This is a genomic window from Parapedobacter indicus (assembly GCF_900113765.1).
In the GTDB taxonomy this organism is placed as follows: domain Bacteria; phylum Bacteroidota; class Bacteroidia; order Sphingobacteriales; family Sphingobacteriaceae; genus Parapedobacter; species Parapedobacter indicus.
The window spans coordinates 58,268-82,527 of sequence record NZ_FOQO01000011.1 but is presented as its reverse complement, the minus strand read 5'-3'; the positions used below and the strand labels follow the sequence as shown (position 1 = coordinate 82,527).

Annotated in this window: 20 protein-coding genes and 1 tRNA gene; 6 read left to right on the top strand and 15 right to left on the bottom strand. The window is 47.2% G+C overall.

All coding sequences use genetic code 11. From position 1 onward, the window contains the following. Positions 1 to 36: 36 nt before the first annotated feature. The 4 genes from greA to BMZ56_RS20420 all read right to left on the bottom strand — a co-directional run bounded on the left by greA (position 37) and on the right by BMZ56_RS20420 (position 4,885). On the bottom strand, positions 37 to 510 hold the full coding sequence (gene greA, locus BMZ56_RS20435; protein ID WP_090630118.1) for a transcription elongation factor GreA: 474 nt from the start codon (positions 508 to 510) through the stop codon (positions 37 to 39). Positions 511 to 629: 119 nt separating this feature from the next. Beyond that, entirely contained in the window at positions 630 to 1,322 is a 693-nt protein-coding gene (locus BMZ56_RS20430; RefSeq protein WP_090630116.1) for a response regulator, read from the bottom strand. A 39-nt stretch (positions 1,323 to 1,361) separates the two neighbouring features. Beyond that, entirely contained in the window at positions 1,362 to 3,029 is a 1,668-nt protein-coding gene (locus BMZ56_RS20425) for a sensor histidine kinase (RefSeq protein ID WP_090630113.1), read from the bottom strand. Next, on the bottom strand, positions 3,026 to 4,885 hold the full coding sequence (locus tag BMZ56_RS20420) for a S9 family peptidase (RefSeq protein WP_245893335.1): 1,860 nt from the start codon (positions 4,883 to 4,885) through the stop codon (positions 3,026 to 3,028). The genes BMZ56_RS20425 and BMZ56_RS20420 overlap by 4 nt, the downstream gene beginning before the upstream one ends. Positions 4,886 to 5,071: 186 nt before the next feature. Here BMZ56_RS20420 and BMZ56_RS20415 point away from each other — a divergent pair, with 186 nt between their 5' ends. After that, the gene (locus BMZ56_RS20415) at positions 5,072 to 5,371 is read left to right on the top strand and encodes a DUF4286 family protein (protein ID WP_090630108.1); all 300 of its coding nucleotides are present in this window, start codon (positions 5,072 to 5,074) and stop codon (positions 5,369 to 5,371) included. A gap of 89 nt (positions 5,372 to 5,460) precedes the next feature. Beyond that, complete coding sequence (gene rfbC / locus BMZ56_RS20410; RefSeq protein ID WP_090630105.1) at positions 5,461 to 6,009, top strand: dTDP-4-dehydrorhamnose 3,5-epimerase; 549 nt, start codon at positions 5,461 to 5,463, stop codon at positions 6,007 to 6,009. 10 nt (positions 6,010 to 6,019) lie between these two features. Here the strand turns inward: rfbC and BMZ56_RS20405 are convergent, their stop codons facing one another. From BMZ56_RS20405 to BMZ56_RS20375, 7 genes are all read right to left on the bottom strand, one after another. Next, positions 6,020 to 6,427, bottom strand: coding sequence for a DUF983 domain-containing protein (locus tag BMZ56_RS20405; RefSeq protein ID WP_090630101.1), 408 nt, complete (start codon positions 6,425 to 6,427; stop codon positions 6,020 to 6,022). Positions 6,428 to 6,437: 10 nt separating this feature from the next. After that, positions 6,438 to 6,716, bottom strand: a complete 279-nt coding sequence (locus BMZ56_RS20400; RefSeq protein ID WP_245893336.1) for a hypothetical protein — start codon at positions 6,714 to 6,716, stop codon at positions 6,438 to 6,440. A gap of 143 nt (positions 6,717 to 6,859) precedes the next feature. Next, positions 6,860 to 7,555, bottom strand: coding sequence for an RluA family pseudouridine synthase (locus BMZ56_RS20395; RefSeq protein ID WP_090630099.1), 696 nt, complete (start codon positions 7,553 to 7,555; stop codon positions 6,860 to 6,862). A 34-nt stretch (positions 7,556 to 7,589) separates the two neighbouring features. Then, entirely contained in the window at positions 7,590 to 9,044 is a 1,455-nt protein-coding gene (locus BMZ56_RS20390) for a bifunctional 2-methylcitrate dehydratase/aconitate hydratase (protein WP_090630096.1), read from the bottom strand. An 88-nt stretch (positions 9,045 to 9,132) separates the two neighbouring features. Further along, positions 9,133 to 10,290, bottom strand: coding sequence for a bifunctional 2-methylcitrate synthase/citrate synthase (gene prpC, locus BMZ56_RS20385; protein WP_090630093.1), 1,158 nt, complete (start codon positions 10,288 to 10,290; stop codon positions 9,133 to 9,135). A gap of 86 nt (positions 10,291 to 10,376) precedes the next feature. Continuing rightward, on the bottom strand, positions 10,377 to 11,261 hold the full coding sequence (gene prpB, locus BMZ56_RS20380) for a methylisocitrate lyase (protein WP_090630091.1): 885 nt from the start codon (positions 11,259 to 11,261) through the stop codon (positions 10,377 to 10,379). 86 nt (positions 11,262 to 11,347) lie between these two features. Then, positions 11,348 to 12,172 carry a universal stress protein gene (locus tag BMZ56_RS20375; protein ID WP_177195234.1) on the bottom strand — a complete coding sequence of 275 codons (825 nt, stop codon included), beginning with the start codon at positions 12,170 to 12,172 and terminating at the stop codon, positions 11,348 to 11,350. Positions 12,173 to 12,283: 111 nt separating this feature from the next. Here BMZ56_RS20375 and panB point away from each other — a divergent pair, with 111 nt between their 5' ends. Next, a complete protein-coding gene (gene panB / locus BMZ56_RS20370) occupies positions 12,284 to 13,099 on the top strand; it encodes a 3-methyl-2-oxobutanoate hydroxymethyltransferase (RefSeq protein WP_090630086.1) in 816 nt (271 codons plus the stop codon). 103 nt (positions 13,100 to 13,202) lie between these two features. Here panB and obgE read toward each other — a convergent pair whose 3' ends face one another. The 3 genes from obgE to BMZ56_RS20355 all read right to left on the bottom strand — a co-directional run bounded on the left by obgE (position 13,203) and on the right by BMZ56_RS20355 (position 15,022). Continuing rightward, positions 13,203 to 14,201, bottom strand: a complete 999-nt coding sequence (gene obgE, locus BMZ56_RS20365; protein WP_090630084.1) for a GTPase ObgE — start codon at positions 14,199 to 14,201, stop codon at positions 13,203 to 13,205. A gap of 114 nt (positions 14,202 to 14,315) precedes the next feature. After that, positions 14,316 to 14,885 carry an adenylate kinase gene (locus BMZ56_RS20360; protein ID WP_090630082.1) on the bottom strand — a complete coding sequence of 190 codons (570 nt, stop codon included), beginning with the start codon at positions 14,883 to 14,885 and terminating at the stop codon, positions 14,316 to 14,318. Between the two features lie 63 nt (positions 14,886 to 14,948). Next, positions 14,949 to 15,022, bottom strand: a tRNA-Arg gene (locus BMZ56_RS20355). Between the two features lie 156 nt (positions 15,023 to 15,178). Between BMZ56_RS20355 and BMZ56_RS20350 the strand changes: the two genes are divergently transcribed. The 3 genes from BMZ56_RS20350 (at position 15,179) to BMZ56_RS20340 (ending at position 22,888) form a co-directional block, all read left to right on the top strand. Then, positions 15,179 to 16,006, top strand: coding sequence for an alpha/beta fold hydrolase (locus BMZ56_RS20350; RefSeq protein ID WP_090630079.1), 828 nt, complete (start codon positions 15,179 to 15,181; stop codon positions 16,004 to 16,006). 106 nt (positions 16,007 to 16,112) lie between these two features. Continuing rightward, positions 16,113 to 17,234, top strand: coding sequence for an MBL fold metallo-hydrolase (locus BMZ56_RS20345; protein WP_090630076.1), 1,122 nt, complete (start codon positions 16,113 to 16,115; stop codon positions 17,232 to 17,234). A gap of 83 nt (positions 17,235 to 17,317) precedes the next feature. Beyond that, positions 17,318 to 22,888 (top strand): alpha-2-macroglobulin family protein, encoded by a 5,571-nt coding sequence (locus BMZ56_RS20340; protein WP_090630073.1) that lies wholly within the window; start codon positions 17,318 to 17,320, stop codon positions 22,886 to 22,888. Here the strand turns inward: BMZ56_RS20340 and BMZ56_RS20335 are convergent. After that, positions 22,854 to 23,879 carry a D-alanine--D-alanine ligase gene (locus BMZ56_RS20335; RefSeq protein WP_090630071.1) on the bottom strand — a complete coding sequence of 342 codons (1,026 nt, stop codon included), beginning with the start codon at positions 23,877 to 23,879 and terminating at the stop codon, positions 22,854 to 22,856. The genes BMZ56_RS20340 and BMZ56_RS20335 overlap by 35 nt on opposite strands. Positions 23,880 to 24,260 lie beyond the last annotated feature (381 nt).

The window sequence follows — 24,260 nt, the reverse complement described above, 5'->3', positions numbered from 1 at the left end:
GGTTATGGCAGACCCGCACATAACCGTCACTTGCTCTTATCTGGAAATATCCAAAATTTCCAATTCGACTTGACCCGCAGGCACCTGTATTTGCGCTTTATCACCTATCGACTTACCGAGTAAGCCCTGAGCGATCGGAGACTTCACCGAAATTTTCCCTGCTTTCAGATCTGCTTCCGTCTCCGACACCAACTGATACGTCATCACAGTGCCATTTTTTATGTTCTTTAACTTAACGATAGACAGCGCCAATACCTTGGACGTGTCCAATGTTGACTCGTCGATTACACGGGCATTCGCCAGGCTATCCTCTAGCTTTGCGATTTTAGCCTCATGCAACCCTTGTGCCTCCTTAGCCGCGTCGTATTCCGCGTTTTCCGACAAATCACCTTTGTCTCGCGCTTCGGCAATGGCTTTTGCAATCTTTGCCCGACCCTCCGTTTTGAGATACTGCAACTCCTCTTTGAGTTTTTCCAATCCCTCTTTACTGTAATACGTTACTTCTGCCATAATCTGTTATGAATTAAAAAAATAAAGTCAAAAAAAGAAGCAAGACCATACCGTCCTAGTGGTATGGCCTTGCTCATTAGGACGAAGATAGGAAATGTTTTTTAAAAAAACAAAAAAGATTAAGGGTTATCCACAAACTTATATCCCATTCCCCTGACGGTCTGCAAATAAGTAGGTTTGTCAGCATTGAGCTCAATCTTTTTACGCAGACGTACAATATGCATGTCCAACGTCCGCGTGTTGACATTGGAGCTGTAGCCCCACACCACCTGCATCAATTCATCCCGGCCGATTACACGCCCGATATTTTGCAGAAAATATAGCAAAATACGATTCTCAAGAATAGTCAGTTCGATTTTTTTGCCATCACGAACCAAGGAATGGATGTTGGGATGGTGTTCAGTATCTCCAAATGTATACAAATCCGCCCCCTGGTTGCTGACAAAATATTTTATCTTGTTTTCAATCATTGCAACGAGGACATCCATACTGAAAGGCTTCGTTATATAGTCCGAAACCCCAAAGCTATACGCGTCGATTTTGTCCACATCCTGTGACTTGGCCGTCATCATGATAATTAGATTAACGAAGCCGGCCTTACGCAAATCGGCGCATATTTCGGACCCCTGTTTTCCCGGAAGCATCCAATCGAGCAAAACGATATCTGGCTTTTGCTCCAGTATCAATTTCTCCGCTTCGTCACCGTCACCGGTTTGAATCACCTGGTAATTTTCGGATTCAAGGCGATGCGCCACCAAAAAACGCAAATTTTCGTCGTCTTCAATGACCGCTATTTTAACATTTTTATACATATGTTGATACGATTTCTAAAGTGAAAAGTAAAAAAAACACTAATCTAATGGAAACACGATGGTAAAGGTCGTTCCCTTACCCAACTCACTTTCTACCGAGATGTGTCCTCCCATAAAATTAACCAGTTCCTTACAAAAAGCCAATCCAAGGCCTACGCTGCCTTGTTGGTTATATTGATTTTGCACGCGATAAAACTTTTTAAAAATGTGTATTAATTCCCTCCTCGCAATACCGATGCCCTTATCGGCAAACCGCATAATTACCTGTTTTTTGGCTTGTTTAATGGTTATATCCAGTACCTTATTATCCCGTTTGGAATATTTATATGCATTATCAATCAGGTTTTGAAAAATACTACCCAATAAAACCGGATCAATATACAGGGTCTTTTTTACATTTACTTCACAATGAAGCGCTAAATCTCCGTATTTAAATTGAGACGCTGCCAACACTTTATCACAAAATTCGTGCAAATCGACCTCTTCCTGCTTTATTTTTATTGATTTATTTTCAATTTGTGTAAAAGAAAGCAAGGTGTTCATCAGATTATTAAGTTTATCGGCTTCTTCATCTAATATCTTGCCATAATGCTTGCGCTCCGGATCCGACAATTGTTTGGCACTCTGGATGTTATTGCCGGCTATTTTGATTACGCTCACCGGCGTTTTGAATTCATGCGTCAAATTATTGATGAAATCATACTGCAACTTAAACATCCGCTCGTTCACATAGAGATTCCGGTAGATAAGGTAAGCAATGACAGCTAGCAGGAGATAAATGGCGATCACACCGGCCATTACGGGGAGAAACCTCCGATTGATTTCAGACCGCAGGAATGTGCGGCTGGAACTGAAATAGATTTTATAGTCTGCCAAAGCTCCCGGCAACGGGGTTTCCGTAGTAAGCAAGTCCGGATCGGTATCGATCGATTCATAAACCAGCGGCTGGATCTGGACGCGTTGATACAGTTCAGGAATGATATTGGTCAGCGAAAGCCTATTCGGATCTATAAAAAAGGTAAGGATATCCTGCTCGTAAACCACATCGTGCTCAATCTTACCGTACATCAACTCTTTATAGGTCTTCAGATCGTCTCTCCGTGGAATGTTCATATAGCATATTTTCCCCGGAGTAACTGTATAAAACACCTTGAATATGTCATCGTCCTGGAGCGCTTTCGTGGTGTCTACCCGCTCAATAAACGCAGCAAACTTCACTGCCATGTTGTTAAAATCATCAGACAACGAAAGCGGCAAATGTCCGTTTCTCGAAACGACCGGCAATACGTCTTCTGCCATCCCTTCCGGACTAAATTGATACACGCCTTTAGGGTAAACGACCAAATTATCGGCCGAAAAGCCATATTTTATGTATTCGTCATTACTCAATGACACATCGTAAAAGACAATACGCTCTACAAACGGATAGGCATGAAACACGCTATCTGCATATACGGCTACCCCTGCTGAATCTAAATATCCTTGGTAAAAGGATATCTCCGGAATGCGGTTATGAAAAAAATCGTTGAATGGCCCGATGTTGTGTTCCAATACCTCCACTTTTCTGGAGGCAAATTCGTTTTCGACGTAAGTAACTGTAAGGTCGCGGGCCAGAAAAGCGGCTAATACGAAGGAGGCAACTACCACAACAATAAAGGCGCTAACCAACAAGTAGTTTACGCGGTATGTATTGCGCCGGTGTGTCATTTCAGATATTTATCGAAAAATTCACCCAGTTCGTTATAAAAGAGAATGCGGTTCTCTTCGTTACGGAAATATCGTCCTTCTTCTTCTCGCAATAGGTAGGTAATGGGAACTTTACGTTTTTTCAGCTTCTGCACAAACTGGTTAGTCTCATTAACCGTGCTCCAGCTATCCCTGCCCCCTTGTGCAATAAAAACCGGTATATTGATTTGATCGGAATGAAAAACAGGAGACATCGATTTGATTAACTCAGGCTCTGTTTCCGGATTCCCGACGGTCTCGTAATACATCTGTAAATACGGTTTGAAATAAGGCGGCACCTCTTTTAAATACGTAAACAAATTAATGAACCCTGAATAGGATGCCGCACACGCATATAGATCCGAGTGGAAACAAGCGCCGTGTAATGCAGAATATCCGCCGAAGCCAGCTCCGTAAATACCAATACGTGCTGAATCGACCTTCCTTTCCTGAATCAACCAACGCACTCCATCGGTGATGTCGTCTTGTATTTTTCCGCCCCATTCTTTGGAACCTGCAGACCAAAACTCTTTTCCATATCCGGTAGATCCCCGGTAGTTAACCTGAAATACCGCATAGCCTCGATTGGCAAAAAACTGCACTTCCGGATCGAAGCCCCATCGATCACGATTACTCGGGCCACTATGGGGGTATACAATCACGGGTGGTTTTCTGCCTCGTATTTTAGGAGGCATGGTTAAGTACCCATGTATTTGGCGTCCATCACGTGCGTAATAGGTAACAGGTTTCATCTCCGCCAACTCACAGTCATTTAAAGCAGGATTATTAGCCACCAATTTGGTTAGCTCATCCTTGGCCATATCATAATAGTAAACGGCACCCGGATCCTTGTCAGTATACGAACGCACGATAAACCGGCGACGAGCGGTATCTCGGTCCAATACCATCAATTCATACCCTTGTAACTTTTGCTCGATTTTATGATAAACATTTTTGGTCTCTTCGTTTAAAAAATGACGTTGTTTTTTCCAAGTGAAATAACTTGCATAGGACATTTCACCCCGATCAGTCGAATACCCCCCATGGCTAACATCGACATCGGGATGGCTGTAAATCAGTCGCACTTCCCTCCCCGTGTTCATATCGATCTCTACGAGTGCTAATTTATCGCGGTTGATGTTTGACAGTGCAAATATATGGTTTCGGTTTTCAGCCGAAAATCCCAGCGGCATAATCGAGTTCCGAAAACTGTTGCTCACCACCGCCCTGAAAGGTTTCTTTTCGCTGTCGCGATATAACATCGTTTCCTTGAGGCTGTCACTGGCAAGTGCCAGTCGTAATTCCCCGTCGAGATCCGCATACCACCTGATGATATTTCCTGGGTTTCTTGCAACCAATTCCTTCTGACAAGCGTCGGTACGGAGGCGATATACGTCAAATACAGAGGAATCCCGTTCGTTGAGTGAAATCAAAAACCCATTATTTATTACTTTGGAGGGCGATATCCAACGCAACTTGACGGTTGAAGGAAGCATCAGGTGCCTAACCCCCAGCGTAGAACGGTTAACGGCGAATACCTGCAAACTGTCGTTCCGCTTGTCTTTGGTAAAAATCAATTCATCGTCGTTTGCCCAAAAACAGGACTGGATACCCAGTTCTGTTTCTGACGTGATCCGCTGATGGCGGCTTCCTTCGTCCAGATGGATAATAAAGATATTTTTCTGACCGGCATACCCGCCTAAATAAGCGAGATACTTACCATTGGGTGAAATCCGGAAATTGGTTTTTTCAGGTTCGGAAAAGAAGTCAGCCGCCGGTATAATACGGTCCTTTCCGCCATCGCAGCTAACCAGATGGCCAATGACGCTTACAGTCACTAGCAAAAATAGAACACAACGTACCATATTAGAAAACAATCCCACTCCTTTCTTCCAAAGGTGGAAAATTTTATATTAAAACCGGTTTATGCAACCTTAATTTTACAAGTGTCCTTCCCGCCTTGAGTCTTTTCGTCGAACGGATCAAAGAAGCAAAATTTTGGTGAGATTGTTTATCTTCGCGCCATGTATTTATACAACGCTACCCTTATTGCCGAAAGTGATATTGGAGAAACTGTCCGCACGTATCTCACGGAGCGACTGGTTTACGAAGCAGAAGGCGGAGGTACGGACCTGTTCTTCTTAGAAATGCTGGATTCTCCTCACGACGGCGTCACCTACTGCATTCAGTTACGTGCCGAAAACCGGGATGCAATCACATTGTTTCAGGAAACTCATTTGGCCGCGATCCGGACCCAATTGGAAACAGCGTACGCAGGAAAAATATTGTTTTTTGACAGTATCATGAAATATCTCAATTCATAAACAAATGAACCTGCCGTGTCATCACCTAACTAAAAAGGCGATGAAAACGCAGGGTCCATCAAACCATTTAAGAACAAAACTACTTACGGATGAAATTTGTAACCACTCCTATACCGGATCTGCTGATCATCGAATCGCAAGTGTGGAAGGATGAGCGGGGTTTCTTCATGGAGACTTATAATCAAAATCCTTTCAAGACACAGGGGATTGCCGCAACGTTTGTACAAGATAACCTTTCCTGTTCTCATCGGGGCGTCTTACGGGGTATGCATGCGCAGGCAGGAGACAACGCCCAGGGTAAACTCGTACGAGTATTACACGGCCGTGTATTGGATGTAGCGGTCGATATCCGGAAGCACTCGGAGACGTTTGGTCAAAGCTTTTCCCTTATCCTGGATGGAAATGGAGCGAAGTCTTTGTGGATACCGCCTGGATTCTTGCATGGGTTTTTATCTCTTGAAGACAACACCTTGTTTGCGTATAAGGTAACGGGATTTTACGATAAAACAGGCGAATTAGGCGTTCGGTGGGATGATCCGGATCTAGCCATTGATTGGCCAATGGACCGTGATGAACTCATCGTATCCGAAAAAGACCAGCAATTGCCGTTTCTTAGTGATATTGTCAGCCCATTTTGACAAAAAACCCTTATGCTTCATCGTAAGGGTGATCTTCATATTTGGGATTGTATTTTACCTTAGGGGTCAGATAATATAGGAGGATAAGCCGTGAATACCGAAAATTGAAGGGAGCGAAAATCAAGATAATCCCCATCAATACCGCAAGATATACCCAAGGTGATTCACTTTTTGTCAGTTCATAGGTAAGTAACCCTGCAGCAACCACCTGAACAACGGACAGGCCATAACTTACATACATTGCCGCGTAAAAATACCCCGGTTCAATTTCAAAACGAAACCCACAATACGGGCAAATATCATTCATTCGTTGTCGCCGGAAACCGTATGTACTGCCCACAAACATCTTCCCCACACGGCATTTGGGACATTTGGAAGCCATCATTGCCTTTACTTTTGGGGTATGGGTAATGGCCATCAGTAAGGTATCAGTTTAAGACAATCGGATCGTTATCGATATTCACCGTCTTTTTTCCGCGGTATTTTTTGTACCACAATACCCCCACCCCTACTGCCGCAAGGTACGGTATTGCCAACAAAAACAAGATGCCCTTGTTCAATCCTTTTCCCTGAGTATTTCCATTCTCGGTCGCATTTTCGGCCGTGAGCGTACACATGGCACATTGAGCATGTACACGATGAGGCATAGACGCTGCCAAGATCACTGCGAATACGCCCACTGCAAGAACACGTTTTATCCTATCCATGATACAAACTTAGGTAAATTATTAATCTTTTAATTGTCTTTTTTGGTTTCAATGAGATCGTTCCACTAAATTTACTTTCATATGCAATATAACTGCGCCGTATATAAAAGTAATACCGACCACTGGACGGCTGCTGAAGACGATTATACACCATTAAATACGTCGAAACGATCCCAGAATCCATCCCGTGGTGTCTTGGCAAATAATTCAACGGATTCTTTCCTCACCGGGTGAACAAAGGATAATTTCCTAGCGTGCAAACAAATGGATCGTCTCAAACTTCCCCGGGGATAACCGTACTTATGGTCCCCAACGATAGGGCATCCCATGGAAGCGAGCTGCGCACGGATCTGGTGGGTGCGACCGGTTAGTGGATATACTTCGAGCAAATAATAGCCGTCCAATTTGCCCAGCAACTTATACTCAAGCTCGGCGTACACCCGCCCTTCAGCGGCTCCCTTATGTACTTTAGTAATATTCTGTGTACGGTCGCGAGAGAGCCAATGAACTAACTTGCCTTCGGAATTCTCGGGCGGCTGCCGCACGACGGCCCAATACGTTTTGCGAATCTCCCGATCTTTAAACAACTGCTGCATCCGCTCTAATCCCTTACTCGTCTTGGCAAAAAGGATCAATCCGCTAACGGGACGGTCCAGGCGGTGCACCACTCCTACGAAGGCTCCGTTGGGCTTATCGTATTTTTTGGCTAAATACTTGTTTACCATGTCCTCCAAAGGTTCATCGCCTCCGGGGTCTGCTTGCACTAAGTACCCTGCACGCTTATTCACGGCAAGCAAATGGTTATCTTCGTAGATGACATCATTGTCGGTAATAGGCATAATGTATCTTGACTTATGGAGCAAAGATATGAAATTACGGAATCACCATCAAGTCCACAAATGCATTGACCGGCATCCGGGATAACGTTTCCAGATTCAGCGATGCAGCTAAAATCTGTTGCTGCCGCTTGGTGGGAAATATGCGAGCCAAGTTCGTTTTATATTTCCCGATCAGTAAGGGAATCCCCTCGGTGCGTCTACGTTTGTGGCCAATCGGATATTCAACTATTTCTTCTGCCAATACCGTTCCGTCGTTCAACGTTACCGTGAGGGCGTTAGCGATGGAGCGCTTTTCCGGATCATGGTAATCCTGTGTAAACTGTTTATCTTCCTCGGCCTCCATTTTCTCACGTAATGAATCGATCCGAGAATCGACCGCTATGCTGTCTTCATAGTCAGACGCCGTTAACCGGCCATACAACAAAGGCACAGCCACCATGTATTGAAGGCAGTGATCACGGTCCGCCGGATTATACAACGGCCCTTTTTTGTCGATGATGCGGATGGCAGCCTCATGGGTTCGGATCCGGATATGTTGGATGTCAGCGGCCGTACGGCCCAGGTCCGTCAGTTTGCCGTGCAAGATCATCGCAGCTTCTACGGCCGTCTGCGCATGGAACTCGGCCGGAAATGAAATTTTGAAGAGCACATTTTCCATGACATATGAGCCATATTCCCGTTGAAATCGGAAAGGATGGCCCTTGAAGAGTACGTCGTAAAAGCCCCATGTATTGGCAGTAAGCACCGACGGATAACCCATTTCTCCGGTTTTCGCGATCAGCGCCAGCCTTACAGCCCGGGAAGTGGCATCACCGGCCGCCCACGATTTCCGGCTTCCTGTATTAGGTGCATGCCGATAGGTGCGGAGTGCGTGACCATCGACAAACGCATGTGATACGGCATTGATCAATTCCTCACGGGTAAGCCCAATGAGCTTACCAACCGTTGCCGTGGAGGCCAACTTTACGAGCAGTACATGATCAAGGCCCACTTTGTTGAAGGAATTTTCCAGCGCCATTACGCCTTGTATTTCATGCGCACGGATCATGGCATCCAATACGTCCTTCATGATAAGGGGTTGTTGCCCATTTGCGACCGCAGTACGTGATAGCCAATCGGCAACAGCCAATATCCCCCCCAGGTTATCCGAAGGATGTCCCCACTCCGCCGCAAGCCATGTATCGTTAAAATCCAGCCATCGAATCATTGCCCCGATGTTAAATGCTGCCTGTATCGGATCTAGTTGGTAGGCAGTTCCCGGTACTTTGGCACCGTGGGGTACCACCGTCCCGCTCACGATGGGCCCGAGCATTTTCGTACATGCGGGATAGGTCAGCGCTTCAAATCCGCAGCCGAGCGTATCCAGCAAACAGTAATGAGCGGTTCGGAAAGCTTCGTCGCCGGTGATCTGATAGTTGAGCACATAGTCGACAATATCGGTAATAACTTGATCAGTTTCGGGTCGTACATTTGAAATATCCGATGACATGTTTTTTTAGACTTCTTACTAGTGAAAAATGGAAAACTTAATTTAAAATGGAAAATAAAAACAAAGTGAAAAACAACGCTCAATTTTTTCACCTTCGATTATCAAGGGGCACAAATTCCCTCGGTTCCGGGCCGGTGTAGTTCGCACTTGGTCGTATAATTTTACCATCCTGACGCTGTTCAATGACATGGGCGCTCCAGCCTGTTACCCGGGCAATGACAAAAAGCGGTGTAAAAAAAGCAGTAGGTATGCCCATGAGGTGATAAGAAACCGCCGAAAACCAGTCGAGATTCGGGAACATCTTTTTCTCTTCCCATAGCAGGGTTTCCAATCGTTCAGCAATGGAGAACAGACCCATATCGCCCGTTTCCTCGGATAATTGCTTGGCCACCCGTTTGATGATGACATTTCTTGGGTCAGAAATGGTGTATACCGGATGCCCAAAGCCAATAATCACCTCTCGACGTTCCAACCGTTGCTTGATGTCGGCTACGGCTTCGGCTACATTCCCATAACGGCTCTGGATTTCATACGCCACTTCGTTTGCACCGCCGTGCTTTGGACCTCTGAGTGCACCGATACTTCCCGTAATGCACGAGTAGATATCCGACCCAGTACCGGCGATAACCCTTCCGGTAAAGGTTGAAGCGTTAAACTCGTGCTCGGCATAAAGGTTAAGCGATACCGCCATCGATGTAATCCACGACGCGGAGGGCTCCCGGCCATGCAAAAGGTGAAGGAAATGCCCCCCCACCGTTTCGTCATCGGTTTCTACGTCAATACGCCTTCCATGATGCGCAAAATGATACCAATACAGTAAAGCAGAAGCGTAAGATGCCAGCAACTTATCAGCGATGTCGCGTGCGCCCACCGGATTGTGATCATCTTTTTCGGGATAGATCGTCCCCAATACCGATGTATAGGTGCGAAGAACATCCATCGGGTGCGCCGCCGCACGGATCTGCTCCAGCACATTTTTAGCAATTTGAGGCAGTCCACGCAGCGCCTTCAGTTTTTGCTGATAGGCCTGTAGCTGAATTTTGTTGGGCAGGCGCTCATGGATGAGCAAGTATGCCACTTCCTCAAAAGAAGCACCCTCAGCCAAATCCAAAATATCATATCCTCTGTAATGCAGGTCATTACCACTTCTTCCTACAGAGCACAATGCAGTGTTTCCTGCTGCAATACCGGACAATGCTACCGATTTTTTTGGCTTACTTACTGTTTGTTGATTGCTATCGCTCATGGTGTTTTTATTTGTTTATCGGCTATTAGCACTCAACTATCAGCGCTCGGCTATCCGAGTTCTGACTGCTAATAGCTGACTTCCGACTACTTCCCATACAATTCATCCAATTTCCGTTCGAACGCGTGGTAGCCGATGCTTTCATACAATTCGGATCGGGTCTGCATGGTGTCCAGCACTCTCTTTTGCGTACCATCGGTACGAATGTGCGTGTAAACGTTCAACGCCGCCTTATTTGCCGCACGGAAAGCAGATAAGGGATATAATGCCATCGCAACTCCCGCGGCCGACAATTCGCTCACGGTCCATAAGGGGGTCATTCCAAATTCGGTAATATTAGCCAATATCGGAAGACCTGTGACGTCTGCAAACGCCCGGTATTGAGCCAATTCAGTCACAGCCTCGGCAAAAATGAAATCAGCGCCAGCTTCCGCATAGGCTGTCGCCCTTTCGAGTGTCGCTTCCAAACCTTCACTAGCCAGCGCATCGGTTCGCGCCCCAATCAAAAACTGCTCATCCATACGCGCATCCACAGCCGCTTTCAGCCGGTCTACCATTTCGGTTTTGCTAACAAGTTCTTTGTTGGGTCGATGCCCACATCGTTTTGCTGCGGCCTGATCTTCCAAGTGCAATGCTGCGGCGCCTGCCTTAACCAGGCTTTTGACAGTACGTGCCACGTTGAATGCCGATGGGCCAAACCCTGTATCCACGTCTACCAACAGCGGAGTATCACAGACATTGGTAATACGTTCGACATCAGTGAGTACGTCTTGTAAGGTCGTAATTCCCAAATCGGGGACTCCCAGTGATCCCGCCGCCACCCCGCCACCGGAAAGGTAGATTGACCGGAACCCCGCCTGCGTTGCAAGCAATGCATGATTGCCATTTAGTGTGCCTACAATTTGTAGCGGCTGTTCAATGTTCATTGCAGCACGCCATCGCGCTCCGGGAGACCGTAATGTATCATCCATCTTATGCTATTTTTTTACGAATCAGGTAAATATACGGGATACAATCGACCTGGGCAAACCGCGTGGACAAGCGAATTAACCCCGTACTAGGTCTTGATAAACAGAGATGGTATCGTAGGGTAATTCGCAATGGCTTTTGTAAGGCTCGGTGCAAATATTTTTTGGAAAAATGATTTATGTGGCCTGACAAACATCAGCAAATCCAGATGCTCGGATTTCGCTGTCTGCGTCACCGCATTGATATCTGCCTTTTCTACAGGCACCATCTTGTAAGAAACTTCCAAGTCCGGATAGGCCTCCGTTACTTTGCGTTGCCAACGTTCTAAGTCTTTTTCCGGAGCTTTTTCATCGCTCCTGAAAAAATGCACCATGTCCAAATGAGGGTGGAGATTAATCGCTTGCTGAAAAGCAAACAATGCATCTAGCTCGTGATCATCATACGCAGTAAAGAAACCCACACGCTTAAAAGCGAAATCAGGTGTATCAATAGGCACCACTAGTACGGGCACGGGCGACTTCTTAATCACTTCGTAGGTTGTGCTTCCCAGGATGCTTTCCGTGATATTGGTTGCCCCTTTCGTACCCATGATGACCAGCGAATTTTCACCTCTTTTCAGTTTATCCGTTACCACGTCAATCATAAATCCTTTGACACATTCGCCTTCGATAGCTACTTTTGGGAACTGCCGGTTCAGGTTTTCAACCAGGTTCTTCATGGCTTCGGCCGATTCGGTCTCCGCCCAACGGATCTGCTTCACACTATTCCCTTCCTCACCATATCCCGAATACAACGCGATATATACATGCAATAATTGAACTTTCTGTTGGGAAATATTTGCCAATGCACAAGCATATTCCGCTGCAACATATGCATTTTCAGAAAAATCGGTAGGAACTAATATGGTTTTCATTGCGCTATACGAATTATGGTGTGTAAGGTACAAAATCCTGCTTAATATCCCTAGGAAATTACGATAAAGAGTGGTCATAAAGTTTTCCCGGATTTTTCTTACGTTTGCCTTATGTCTGTAAACAAAGAAATCAAGCGCATTACTACGCACACCATCCGAACGATGAAGGACAATGGCGAAAAAATAGCTGTATTGACCGGCTATGATTATTCCATGGCGAAGGTATTGGATGATGCGGGGATTGATATCATATTGGTTGGCGATTCTGCTGCCAACGTAATGGCTGGCTACGAAACCACAGTACCGATTACGTTGGAGGAAATGATGATACATGCTTCAGCGGTAGTACGGGCTGCCCAACGCGCATTAGTTATTGTTGATTTACCTTTTGGCACCTATCAAGGCGATAGTAGCGACGCGCTAAAAGCTGCCGTTCGTGTCATGAAGGAAACCGGTGCACACGGCCTCAAAGTAGAGGGAGGTATCGAAATTCAGGAAACGGTGAAACGCATCGTTAATGCCGGCATTCCAGTGATGGGCCACCTCGGGCTTACTCCTCAATCGATCTACAAATTCGGAACGTATACGGTCAGGGCGAAAGACGAAGCGGAAGCCAATAAGCTGAGAACGGATGTAAAATGCCTGGAAGATGCTGGATGCTTCGCTGTAGTACTGGAAAAAATTCCTTCAACGCTGGCAGCAGAAGTGACCGCCAGTCTGCACATCCCCACAATCGGCATCGGCGCAGGAGTGGAATGCGATGGACAGGTGCTAGTCGTACACGATATGCTGGGATTGAATAAAGGGTTTAAACCCAAATTCCTTAGGCAATACCTCAATTTATACGAGGAGATCAATGAGGCGGTTGGCCGCTATATCCGCGACGTAAAGGCATCCGATTTTCCGAACGAAAATGAACACTATTGAACCGGCATAATATGCATTGATTCGACTTTTCGCTAACAATCCCAAACCGGGCTGGTTACACGTCGCAAAGGGATCACACTTTTCTATCCGACGAGATTTCAGGCTAACCAGTGATTGTCTGCCAGATCTTATCCTTTAACTGTTGGATGTTTTTATTTGAAACAGAGGAAATAAAAAGATGCGGAATGCCATCGGGGAGTTCCTTTGTCATTTCCTGTTGGAGCTCATCGTCGAGTAAATCGGATTTAGTAATAGCCAGAATACGCGGTTTATCTTTCAACTCAGGGTTGAAAGCGATCAATTCGTTCAACAGGATCTGATATTCCTCAGCGATCGTTCGGTTTGTGTCGGCCGGAATCATAAACAACAAGACGGAATTGCGTTCAATGTGGCGGAGAAAACGATGCCCCAACCCTTTCCCCTCCGAAGCTCCTTCGATGATACCAGGGATATCAGCCATGATAAACGATCGGTTATCACGGTATGAGACGATACCCAGATTTGGCACCAGGGTCGTAAAAGGGTAATCGGCAATTTCAGGCTTTGCCGCGGATACGACAGAGAGTAAGGTCGATTTTCCCGCATTCGGAAACCCAACCAATCCCACATCCGCCAATACCTTCAGCTCAAGTATCATCCACTCTTCTTTTCCGGATTCACCCGGCTGTGCAAACCGTGGAGTTTGTTGCGTCGGGCTTTTAAAATGCCAATTACCAAGTCCGCCTCGCCCCCCGGCGGTCAGCACCTTGGTTTCGCCATCTTCGGTGATATCAAAAAGCAATTCGTCGGTATCCGCGTGGCGCGCTACGGTACCTAAAGGAACTTCCAGCACTTCATCTTTTCCATTGGCTCCGTGTTTCAGTGCACTGCCGCCCGGCTGACCATCTTCTGCAAGGATATGCTTCCGGTATTTTAGGTGCAGCAAGGTCCAGAGCTGGGCATTCCCTTTCAATAAAATATGCCCACCCCGGCCGCCATCGCCACCATCAGGACCACCTTTTGCAGTAAATTTATCACGATGTAAATGTGCAGAACCCGCCCCCCCGCGTCCGGAACGGCAGCAAACCTTTACGTAATCGACGAAATTTGATCCTTGGGCCACTTATTCAGCTTTCGGCTATCCGCTTTCGGCTATCGGCCGTCCGCTATTAGCATACTTCAACTCTTCAAACCCCGAAGGGCTCATTAATACAATACCATTTGAACAGACAACGCATCAATACGTATCGACGATGCTTTTGATTTCATCAAAAATGGCTTCAATATCACCGATGCCGTTGACCTTCGTTAGCTTGCCCTGTTGTTCGTAATAAGGAAGCACGTGAATGGTTTTATTGAAATACTCCTCGATGCGCTTTTTCAGCTTCTCGCTATCATCGTCTGCTCGGTTGCTCACTGCCTTACGTTTGGCAATCCGTGCGGTCAGTTCCTCTTCGGTTACATCCAGCGCAACCACACCGGCGATAGCCGTTTCCTTAGATTCCAGAAAACGATCCAACGCCTCGGCTTGGGCGACTGTACGCGGAAATCCGTCAAAAATAAACCCTTTTGCCTCGGGATTTTTAACAATTTCTTCTTCCAGCATCGCAATAGTAATGGAGTCGGGTACCAATTCACCGTCGGCAATCAACCTACTCACCCGCTGCCCCAGTTCCGTTTGGTCGCTGATATGCGCCCGGAAAAGATCGCCCGTTGAGATGTGTACCAATTGATAGTGCTCGATTAGCTTCTGCGATTGGGTACCCTTCCCTGCTCCCGGAGGGCCAAATAAAACAAGGTTTAGCATAATATACGCGTGAAAAATAATAGCCTAACCAACGTTATGATTAGGCTATGTAAGTGAAACATGTGCGCTTGAAGGGAGTCGAACCCCTAACCTCCTGATCCGTAGTCAGGTGCTCTATCCAGTTAAGCTACAAGCGCATTCCCGAATCGGTTTGCAAAGATAGAAATCTCAATGACATCAACGAAATATTTTTAGAAAAAATAAACGCATATTGGCTGGAGTTGGATTAGTTCCCTGATTTTATTACTTTTAAAAGCGAAACATATCTTTCTTCTTAGTTGTTAGACTCGCATATGGAATACAAAAAAAGCCTGATCAAACGGAAAAGAATTCGACTTGGCGATATCAGCATAAGCTATTTATTAAAGGAATCTCCCGCTCCTGAACACACCCTTATATTCATACATGGATTTCCATTCAATAAAAATATGTGGATTCCCCAGTTGGACGCGTTGCCACCTCAGGTAACGGGCATTGCGGCAGATATACGGGGTCATGGCAACACCACAGTAGGTCATGGTTTCTTCAGTGTGGATGTATTTGCTAAAGATTTACTGGCATTCCTTAAAAGATTAGCTATAGAAAAATCCGTCCTTTGCGGTGTATCGATGGGTGGATACATTGCGCTGCGAGCCTACCAAATACAGCCGGAATCCTTCTCAGGGCTGATCTTAAGCGACACCCACTCCCTTGCAGATGACAACGCTGCAAAAATAAAAAGGTTTGATAGCATCCAATCTGTACTGAAAAACGGTAAAAGGCCCTTCTCCATCGGCTTTGTGAATAACGTATTGTCTAAAAAGAGTTTATTAGAGAATCAGGCTGCAATAGATCTGATTAAGAGTAGCATCCGCAGGAATACCGAAAGTAGCATATGTGCGACCTTACTCGCATTGGCCTCCCGGACGGACACAACGGATAGCCTAAAAGATATTTCGGTTCCTGCATTGGTTATCCGGGGCGCCGAAGACCGTATCACCACCAAAGAACAAGCTGAAATCCTGACATCCCAGATACCGGATTCAATTTATGTGGAAATGAACGAGTGCGGCCACCTCCCTAATCTGGAAAACGCAGAACTATTCAACCGCGAGATGCATGCTTTTTTGAACCGCATTTAGTTTAACCGGACCGTCAACATGCGGTCAGCCGATTGTAAAAATTGACTAACAAATTGGATTATTAAATCCGGCGTAATTAATTTGTTTGGATTTCGGCTCGAATGGCATGAAGAAAATCATCAAGCGAATGCTTCTATACGTCCTTATTATCTGTGCGGTTTTGGCGGTTGCCACCATCATTTTCCTTCAACAGCCACAATTTGGCAAAGCACCTACCGGTGCGAGGTTGGAGCGGATCAAAAGTTCTCCCAACTACAAAAACGGAAGGTTCCAAAACCTGGAAAATACACCCGATTTGGCTGAAGGCGTCAACATGCTTTCTGTCATATGGAGCTTTTTGTTTGACAAGACGCCGAGACAAGTTCCCATTGACAGCATTCCCCATGTCCAAACAGATATCCATGCCCTGGATCTTCAGACGGACGCGCTGATATGGTTTGGTCATTCGTCCTATTTTATTCAGATAGCGGGCAAGCGCCTACTGGTCGACCCCGTCTTCAATGGCTACGCTTCTCCCGTGTCGTTTACCACCAAGAGCTTCCCGGGCACGACGGGTTACCACGTCGAAGATATACCTGCCATCGATTTCCTCCTCATTACCCACGACCATTGGGATCACCTCGACTACCGCACTGTTAAGAAAATAGCGCCTCAGGTGAAGCAGGTCATCTGTCCGTTAGGTGTAGGTGCCCATCTCGAATATTGGGGCTATCCACCTTCAAAAATCATTGAGCTTGACTGGCACGAACTGGCGAATTTGGCCGATGGATTTACGATACGTGCTACACCCGCCAGACACTTTTCGGGACGTGGCTTCAAACGAAATGGCACGCTATGGACGTCGTTCGTTCTGAATACGCCATCGCGGAGAATTTTCATCGGTGGAGACAGTGGATATGGCAAGCATTTTGCCGACATCGGCCAGCAATATGGACCTTTCGACCTGGCCATTCTCGAAGATGGACAATATAATCCTGCATGGATATATATCCATATGCTTCCCGAACAAGTACTGCAAGCAGCGCAGGATTTAAACGCGCAGTCGATTCTTCCGGTGCACAACGCTAAATTTTCATTGGCGATGCATGCGTGGGACGATCCATTGGTCCGAATTACCGAAGCAAACAAAGATCCGGGATTACCGCTTTGGACACCGAAAATAGGAGAACCCGTATTCCTTAATGATTCCGCTCGCGTATTCGCGCATTGGTGGGAAGACGTGCGTTGAGCTATTTTTTCTTTTCAGCAACTGCGAATGGGGAAATTGGCTCGAAAATTCGTTACTTTCGCTTTCACAAACTCCTACGTAAGATGAACAACGCCAATTTGATGCCTCGCATGAACTTCTCTTGGATTGTTTTAGCAGTCGTTGTAACATTGACCTGGCAGTGCCGTGGGCCCGCAGCTACCAACGCCGGCAATGCGGCCTTTGCGAAGTATGTAGAAGGCTACACGACAGGCGTAATATCGCGTGAGAGTACCATACGCCTGCGTCTTGCATCGCAAGTAAGCACCTTTCAGGAAACCAATGCGGAAGATGCGCGGAAACTTTTCACCATCCACCCAGCGGTTAAAGGCAAAACACGCTGGATAGATGCACGCACGGTTGAGTTTATTCCCGAAAAGCAATTCGATCCCTCAAGAGAATACCGGGTAACGTTTGACCTTGGAAAAGTCGTTGATGTGCCTGACGATCTTAGCCATTTCATCTTCGACTTTAAAATCATCGATCCGGCCTATAGCATTGAATTGGAAGGACTGAAGTCTCAAACCAGTTCCTCACCCGATCTAATGAAATTGACAGGAAGCCTTTCTTTTGCTGACAGTGAAGCATCGGAGCACATTGAAAAAATCCTGGAGGCAACGGCAGCCGGTGATGCGCGATTGAACATCAAATGGCAACACAATGCGCAAACACGTGTTTCCTCTTTTACGATTGATTCACTCGAAAAGACCAAGGAGGCGTATAACGTATTGCTAAAATGGGACGGCGCCCCCATAAAATCAGAAAAAAGCGATCAAAAAAACATTGAAGTACCGGCCAAAGACGTGTTTAAGGTGCTGGACATCCGGGCCGTACACGAACCTGAACAATTTGTGCTGGTCCAGTTTTCCGACCCTATCCTCGTAGCCCAGCAACTCAACGGTCTCATCGGAATCAGCGGCGTGACCGATGCACGATACACTATCGATGGCAGCGAAATAAAGGTATATGCACCCGACCGGCTCGAGGGCGACTATGCAATTGCAGTAAATGAGGGAATCGAAAATGTCAGCGGCAAGAAAATCACATCGATCTATTCAGCCAATGTGAGTTTTGAAAACCGGTTGCCGTCGGTCAGCATTCCCGGAAAGGGCACCATCCTGCCGGGATCCGGGAGGCTCACCATGCCGTTTGAAGCGGTAAACCTTCGGGCCGTAGACGTAACCATCGTGAAAATCTACGAAAATAATGTGCCCCAATATTTCCAAAACACGTATGACAGCAAGTATGAACTGCGCCGTGTTGCCAAGCCCGTGGTCCAGAAAACCATCGCACTCGACGCGGATAAAAGCGTGAACTTGCGTAAGAAAAACCGATTCTCGCTGGATATAGACAACCTATTAAAAACCGAACCGGGTGCGATTTACCGCGTGTTGATAGGCTTCCGGCACAGCTATTCCGTCTATCCCTGCGGGGATGCAGATACCGAAGAAATCGCCGATGCCGAAGCAGAACAAAACAACTATTATTATTCAGACGACATCGACGAAGACGACGAATTCTGGTCCCGGTATAACAACTACTATCCCTATGACTACGATTGGAACGAACGGGACAATCCCTGCCACAGTGCCTACTATACGACCGATCGGTGGGCCAGCCGTGATATGCTGGCTTCCAATATCGGGCTTATCGCGAAGCGTGGCAACGACAACAGCGTAACCGTTATTGCCACCGATATTCTTACTACCGAGCCGATGCAAGGTGTGGAAGTGAAATTGCTTGACTATCAACAGCAGGTTATCCAAACGGGCACGACCGATAACGAAGGGTTTGCCCGCATTGAAGCGCCGCGTAAGCCATTTATGCTCATTGCCTCCAAAAACGATGAACGCGGATACCTCAAATTGGATGATGGCTCTACCCTACCCCTAAGCCGATTCGATGTGGGAGGAGATGTGGTACAGAAAGGCATTAAAGGGTTTATTTATGGAGAGCGCGGTGTTTGGCGTCCCGGCGACTCGGTTTACGTCGGCTTCATCATGGAGAACCAATCGGCCAATCTTCCTACCGGTCATCCCGTTACTTTCGAACTGTTCAATCCCAAAGGCCAGTTGGCCAAACGCATGGTTGAGTCCAAGCATACCAACGGTTTTTATACATTCAAGACCAAAACGGAAACCACCGCCCCAACGGGCAACTGGCTGGTAAAAGTGAGTGTAGGAGGAGCGGTATTTCAGAAGACCCTGAAAATAGAAACCGTGATGCCCAACCGGCTCAAGATAACGTTGGACTTCGGGAATCGAAAGGTGCTCACCAAAGATAGCAATACACCGGTGGCACTCTCGGCCAAATGGCTCTTCGGTGCAGATGTACAGCACCTCAACGCACGTGTAGAAGCCGTCGTCACACCGATAAAGACAGCGTTCAACGATTACAAATCGTATACGTTTGACGATCCGACCCGTAGCTTTGCTTCCGAAAGCCAGATACTCTTTGACGGCACGCTCAACGAGCAGGGCAATGCGGCTTTTCCGGCTGACATTACGGGCACCAACGGCGCTCCGGGTATGCTCCGTGCCAGTTTTACCACCCGTGTCTTTGAACCGGGCGGTAATTTCAGCATCGACAACATCAGCATGCCCTATAGCCCGTATACGAGTTATGTGGGGCTGCGTACCCCGCAGGGCGACCGTCTTTCGGGCATGTTGCTGACCGATCAGGACCACACGGTTGACATTGTGGATGTAGATGCAAATGGAAAAAAAATTGCTGGAACCCGCCGCGTACAGGTAGAATTCTACAAAATCCGCTGGCAATGGTGGTGGAACCAAGAGGACGAATACCTTGGAAATTTCACACAGGATCAATACAATCAATTGCTCAAAAAGGAAACAATCAACCTCAACAACGGCAGCGGCAAATGGAATATCCGGGTAAACTACCCCGATTGGGGGCGCTACCTGATACGGGTGGTTGACCTCGAAAGCGGTCACTCCACTGGAAAGACATTATATATTGACTGGCCCGGATGGGCCCAACGCGAGCAGCAAAACAATCCGACGGAGGCATCCATGCTGTCGTTCACTTCCGATAAAGAAACCTACCAGGCGGGAGAGGAAGTGACGTTGACCATCCCCTCTTCAGCGGATGGCCGCGGCCTCATCAGCATCGAAAACGGCAGCCGGGTGCTGCAAAGCTGGTGGATCGAAACCCAACAGGGGCAAACGGTTTACAAATTTAAGGTGACGGAAGAAATGGCACCCAACGTATTCGTAAACGTTACCCTGTTACAACCCCACGAGCAGACAGCCAATGACCTTCCCATCCGGATGTATGGTGTGATCCCACTATTGGTCGAAAATCCGAAAACCATCTTAACGCCTCAGATCACTATGGCCGAAGCCTTGCGTCCGGAGACCAAATCGAGCATTACCGTATCCGAATCAAATGGCAAGGCGATGACGTACACCATCGCCATCGTAGACGAGGGGCTGCTTGATCTTACACGGTTCAAAACGCCCGATCCACACGCCAGTTTCTATGCACGCGAAGCACTGGGTGTTAAATCCTGGGACCTGTTTGATCAGGTACTCGGTGCCTGGGGAGGCGACCTCGAGCGTATTTTAAGCATTGGTGGCGATGGGGAGATCGACCGGAATGTAAACCCGGCCAAAGCTAATCGCTTTCAACCTGTAGTCAAATTCCTTGGTCCCTTCACGCTCCGCAAAGGTGGTAAAAACAAGCATGACTTCACCCTGCCTCAGTACATCGGGTCGGTGCGTGCCATGGTGGTGGCCGGCCAGGATGGTGCATACGGTTTTGCGGAGAAAGCGGTTGCCGTGAAAAAGCCACTCATGCTGTTGGCTACCCTACCCCGCGTGATCGGTCCCGGCGAAACATTCAAGCTCCCCCTCACGGTCTTTGCCATGGAAAATAACATCAAACAGGTAAGTCTCGAAGTGACCGCTTCGGGTGGCTTATCTATACAAAACGGCAAACAGACATTGTCTTTCGCACAACAGGGCGAGCAAATGGCTTATGCCGCCGTGAAAACCGGCAGCAATACCGGCGTGGGCAAACTGCGTGCCGTTGCCAAAAGCGGGAATGAAACAGCGGTATATGAAGTTGAAATCGACATCCGGAACCCCAATCCATTCATTACTTCGGTTGACAAAGAAGAAATCAATGCCAATTCGGAATGGCAAGGGCAAATTGTACCGTTAGGCCCTGGAAATGCCAACACCGCCCTGGTGGAAATATCTTCCTTGCCGCCCATTAACCTGAGTAAACGGCTGAACTACCTGATTCGCTATCCATATGGCTGTGTGGAACAGGTGACATCCAGCGTGTTTCCGCAGCTCATGCTCGATCGGCTGGTTGACCTGAAAGAGCAGGAAAAGGCGGCTACGGACAGAAACATCAAAGCAGGTATCAACCGGCTTCGTAATTACCAATTGGCCAACGGGGGGCTTGGCTATTGGCCGGGTGCCACCGAAGCCAATGAGTGGAGTACCAACTATGCGGGGCACTTCCTGCTGGAAGCGCAAGCGAAAGGATACACGTTACCAACCGGCTTCCTGGAGGCGTGGTTGCGTTATCAACGGAATACCGCACAAAATTGGGCACCCGACCAGTATAACTGGCGGGGCGGGGATCTCGTACAGGCCTATCGGCTTTACCTGCTTGCACTGGCGAAGGCACCCGAATTGGGGGCAATGAATCGCCTCAAAGAATTTCCTTATCTTTCGGATGAAGCCGCATGGCGGCTCGCTGCTGCCTACCAGCTTGCCGGACAAGGTATTGTTGCCAATCAGCTGGTTAAAAATCGACCAACAGAAAGCAAACCCTATGAACATGCTGGATATACCTTTGGATCGGCACTGCGCGACCGAGCCATGATCCTGGAAACGCTGGATTTAATGGGGCGCCGGCAGGAAGCAGAAAAGGTGTTGCTTGGCGTGGCCGCAGGATTGGATAATAACAGTTGGTACAGTACCCAGACTACAGCGTATGCATTATTGGCCATCGGTAAGTTCGGTCGCCAGGGTGCCGGCAAGAATAACTTTACCTATACGCTCAATGGTCAGTCAAACTCCATTTCCGCGAATACGTATTTACATCGGATTCCGATTGACTTCAATAACAAAAAGAATCAGATACGTGTGCAAAACCCGGGTAACAACAAGTTGTATGTACGTATCGTACGTGAAGGGCAATTACCCGCAGGAGAAAATCCCCCCCTCAAGAATAACCCTGAGTTGTTGACCATGAATGTGCGGTACACGGATCGAGAAGGGGAAGAGATCAATCCGGAAACGTTGACACAGGGCACTGATTTTGTTGCGGAGGTTACACTCAAGAACACCGGAAGCATGGGTACATACGAGCACATGGCACTTGCCCAACTATTCCCTTCGGGTTGGGAAATCATCAATACCCGACTCAATGACAGTGAATCAGGCATTCGCTCATCACCGGCTACGTATCAGGATATCCGTGATGATCGTGTACTCACCCATTTCAATATCCGGCAAAATGAATCGCTGACTTACCGTGTATTACTCAATGCAGCGTATATCGGGCGTTACTTTTTACCTGCAGTCAGCGCGGAAGCGATGTACGACAACCGGATACAAGCCCTTACCGCAGGCCAATGGGTGGAAGTGGTGGAGTGAGCGCTTGTTCAATGAGTTCACCATAAAAGGCCGTTTCCGTCATACCGGCGGCACGTACTTGTTGGGGGATGAAACTTTGGGCAGTCTGTCCGGGCACCGTATTTATTTCAATAAAATAGAAACGGTCTGTCCCCTCTTCTAAGAAGAAATCGATGCGTACCATCCCCTTGCAGTTCAATCGGATGTAAATTGCTTTCACCAATCGCTCTACGCGTGCCCGCTGCTCGGACGTCAGATCCGCGGGCGTTATTTCCTGAGTTAACCCCGGTACATATTTGGCTTCGAAGTCGAAAAATTCACGCTCGGTAATCACCTCTGTTGCTGGCAATACAAAGATTCCATCTGCCCGGTGATACACACCCACTGAAAACTCGCGACCCTTTACAAATTCTTCGACGATCACCTGTTTACCTGTATTTTCTGCATTAAATGCCTTTTCTATGGCGTCGGCCAATTCGTGCTCGGCATTTACCTTAGTCATGCCGATGCTGCTTCCTCCGGCATTGGGTTTGACAAAATACGGAAGTGACAGTTCTCGGTGTATTTTATCGACCGCTTCCGCACGTTCGGCATCAAACAATTGTACGGACTTAGCTAGATAAAGTTCAGGAATCCCTGCCAATACAGCCTTGGTATACGCCTTGTTCATGGTCAATGCCGAGGTAAGGGCATCACAGGTTGTATAGGGCAACCCCACCATATCGAAATACCCCTGAAGACGTCCGTCCTCACCCGGTGAACCGTGCACCATGATGAAGGCCAGATCGAAATGGATAACCTGCTCATCCATAGGTAAGGTAAAATGATCGCGGTCAATGACGTACTTGATGCCATTCCCGCCGACATGAAACCAACTATCGGTAGTAATGGTGATTTTATAGATGTCGTATTTGGATTGATCCAATTGTCCGTAAACGAATTCTGCACTCTTAAAGGAAACTTCGGACTCTGCCGTATACCCGCCGATTATCAGGGCTATTTTTGTTTTCATGATTCGGCAAACATAGACAACCGACGGTACAAATGCAATACCCCTTCTCTTTATACTTTCGCTCCCCTCACTGACCCCAAGTCACTTTTTAACTTTGATATTCATTGGGTTTTATTCGGAGTTCATTCGGAGTTTACTCGGTGGTTAACCGAATAAACTAAAAGTGAAATCAAATTTTACACCATTTTATTTCAGTGTGATAGTTAGTTTTGGTAGTTGCCTTTTCTAACCCAAAGGCATTGTGTTTCCATATCCGCAGACTTGCATATCAAAGCAAGTTTATCTAAGTTTGTTGCCTTAACTTCCGGTAAGTTACGGAGGTATAAAACTATGGCGCTAATATTGCTAAACAACAGCTGAATTGCATGTATCCGCCAATAC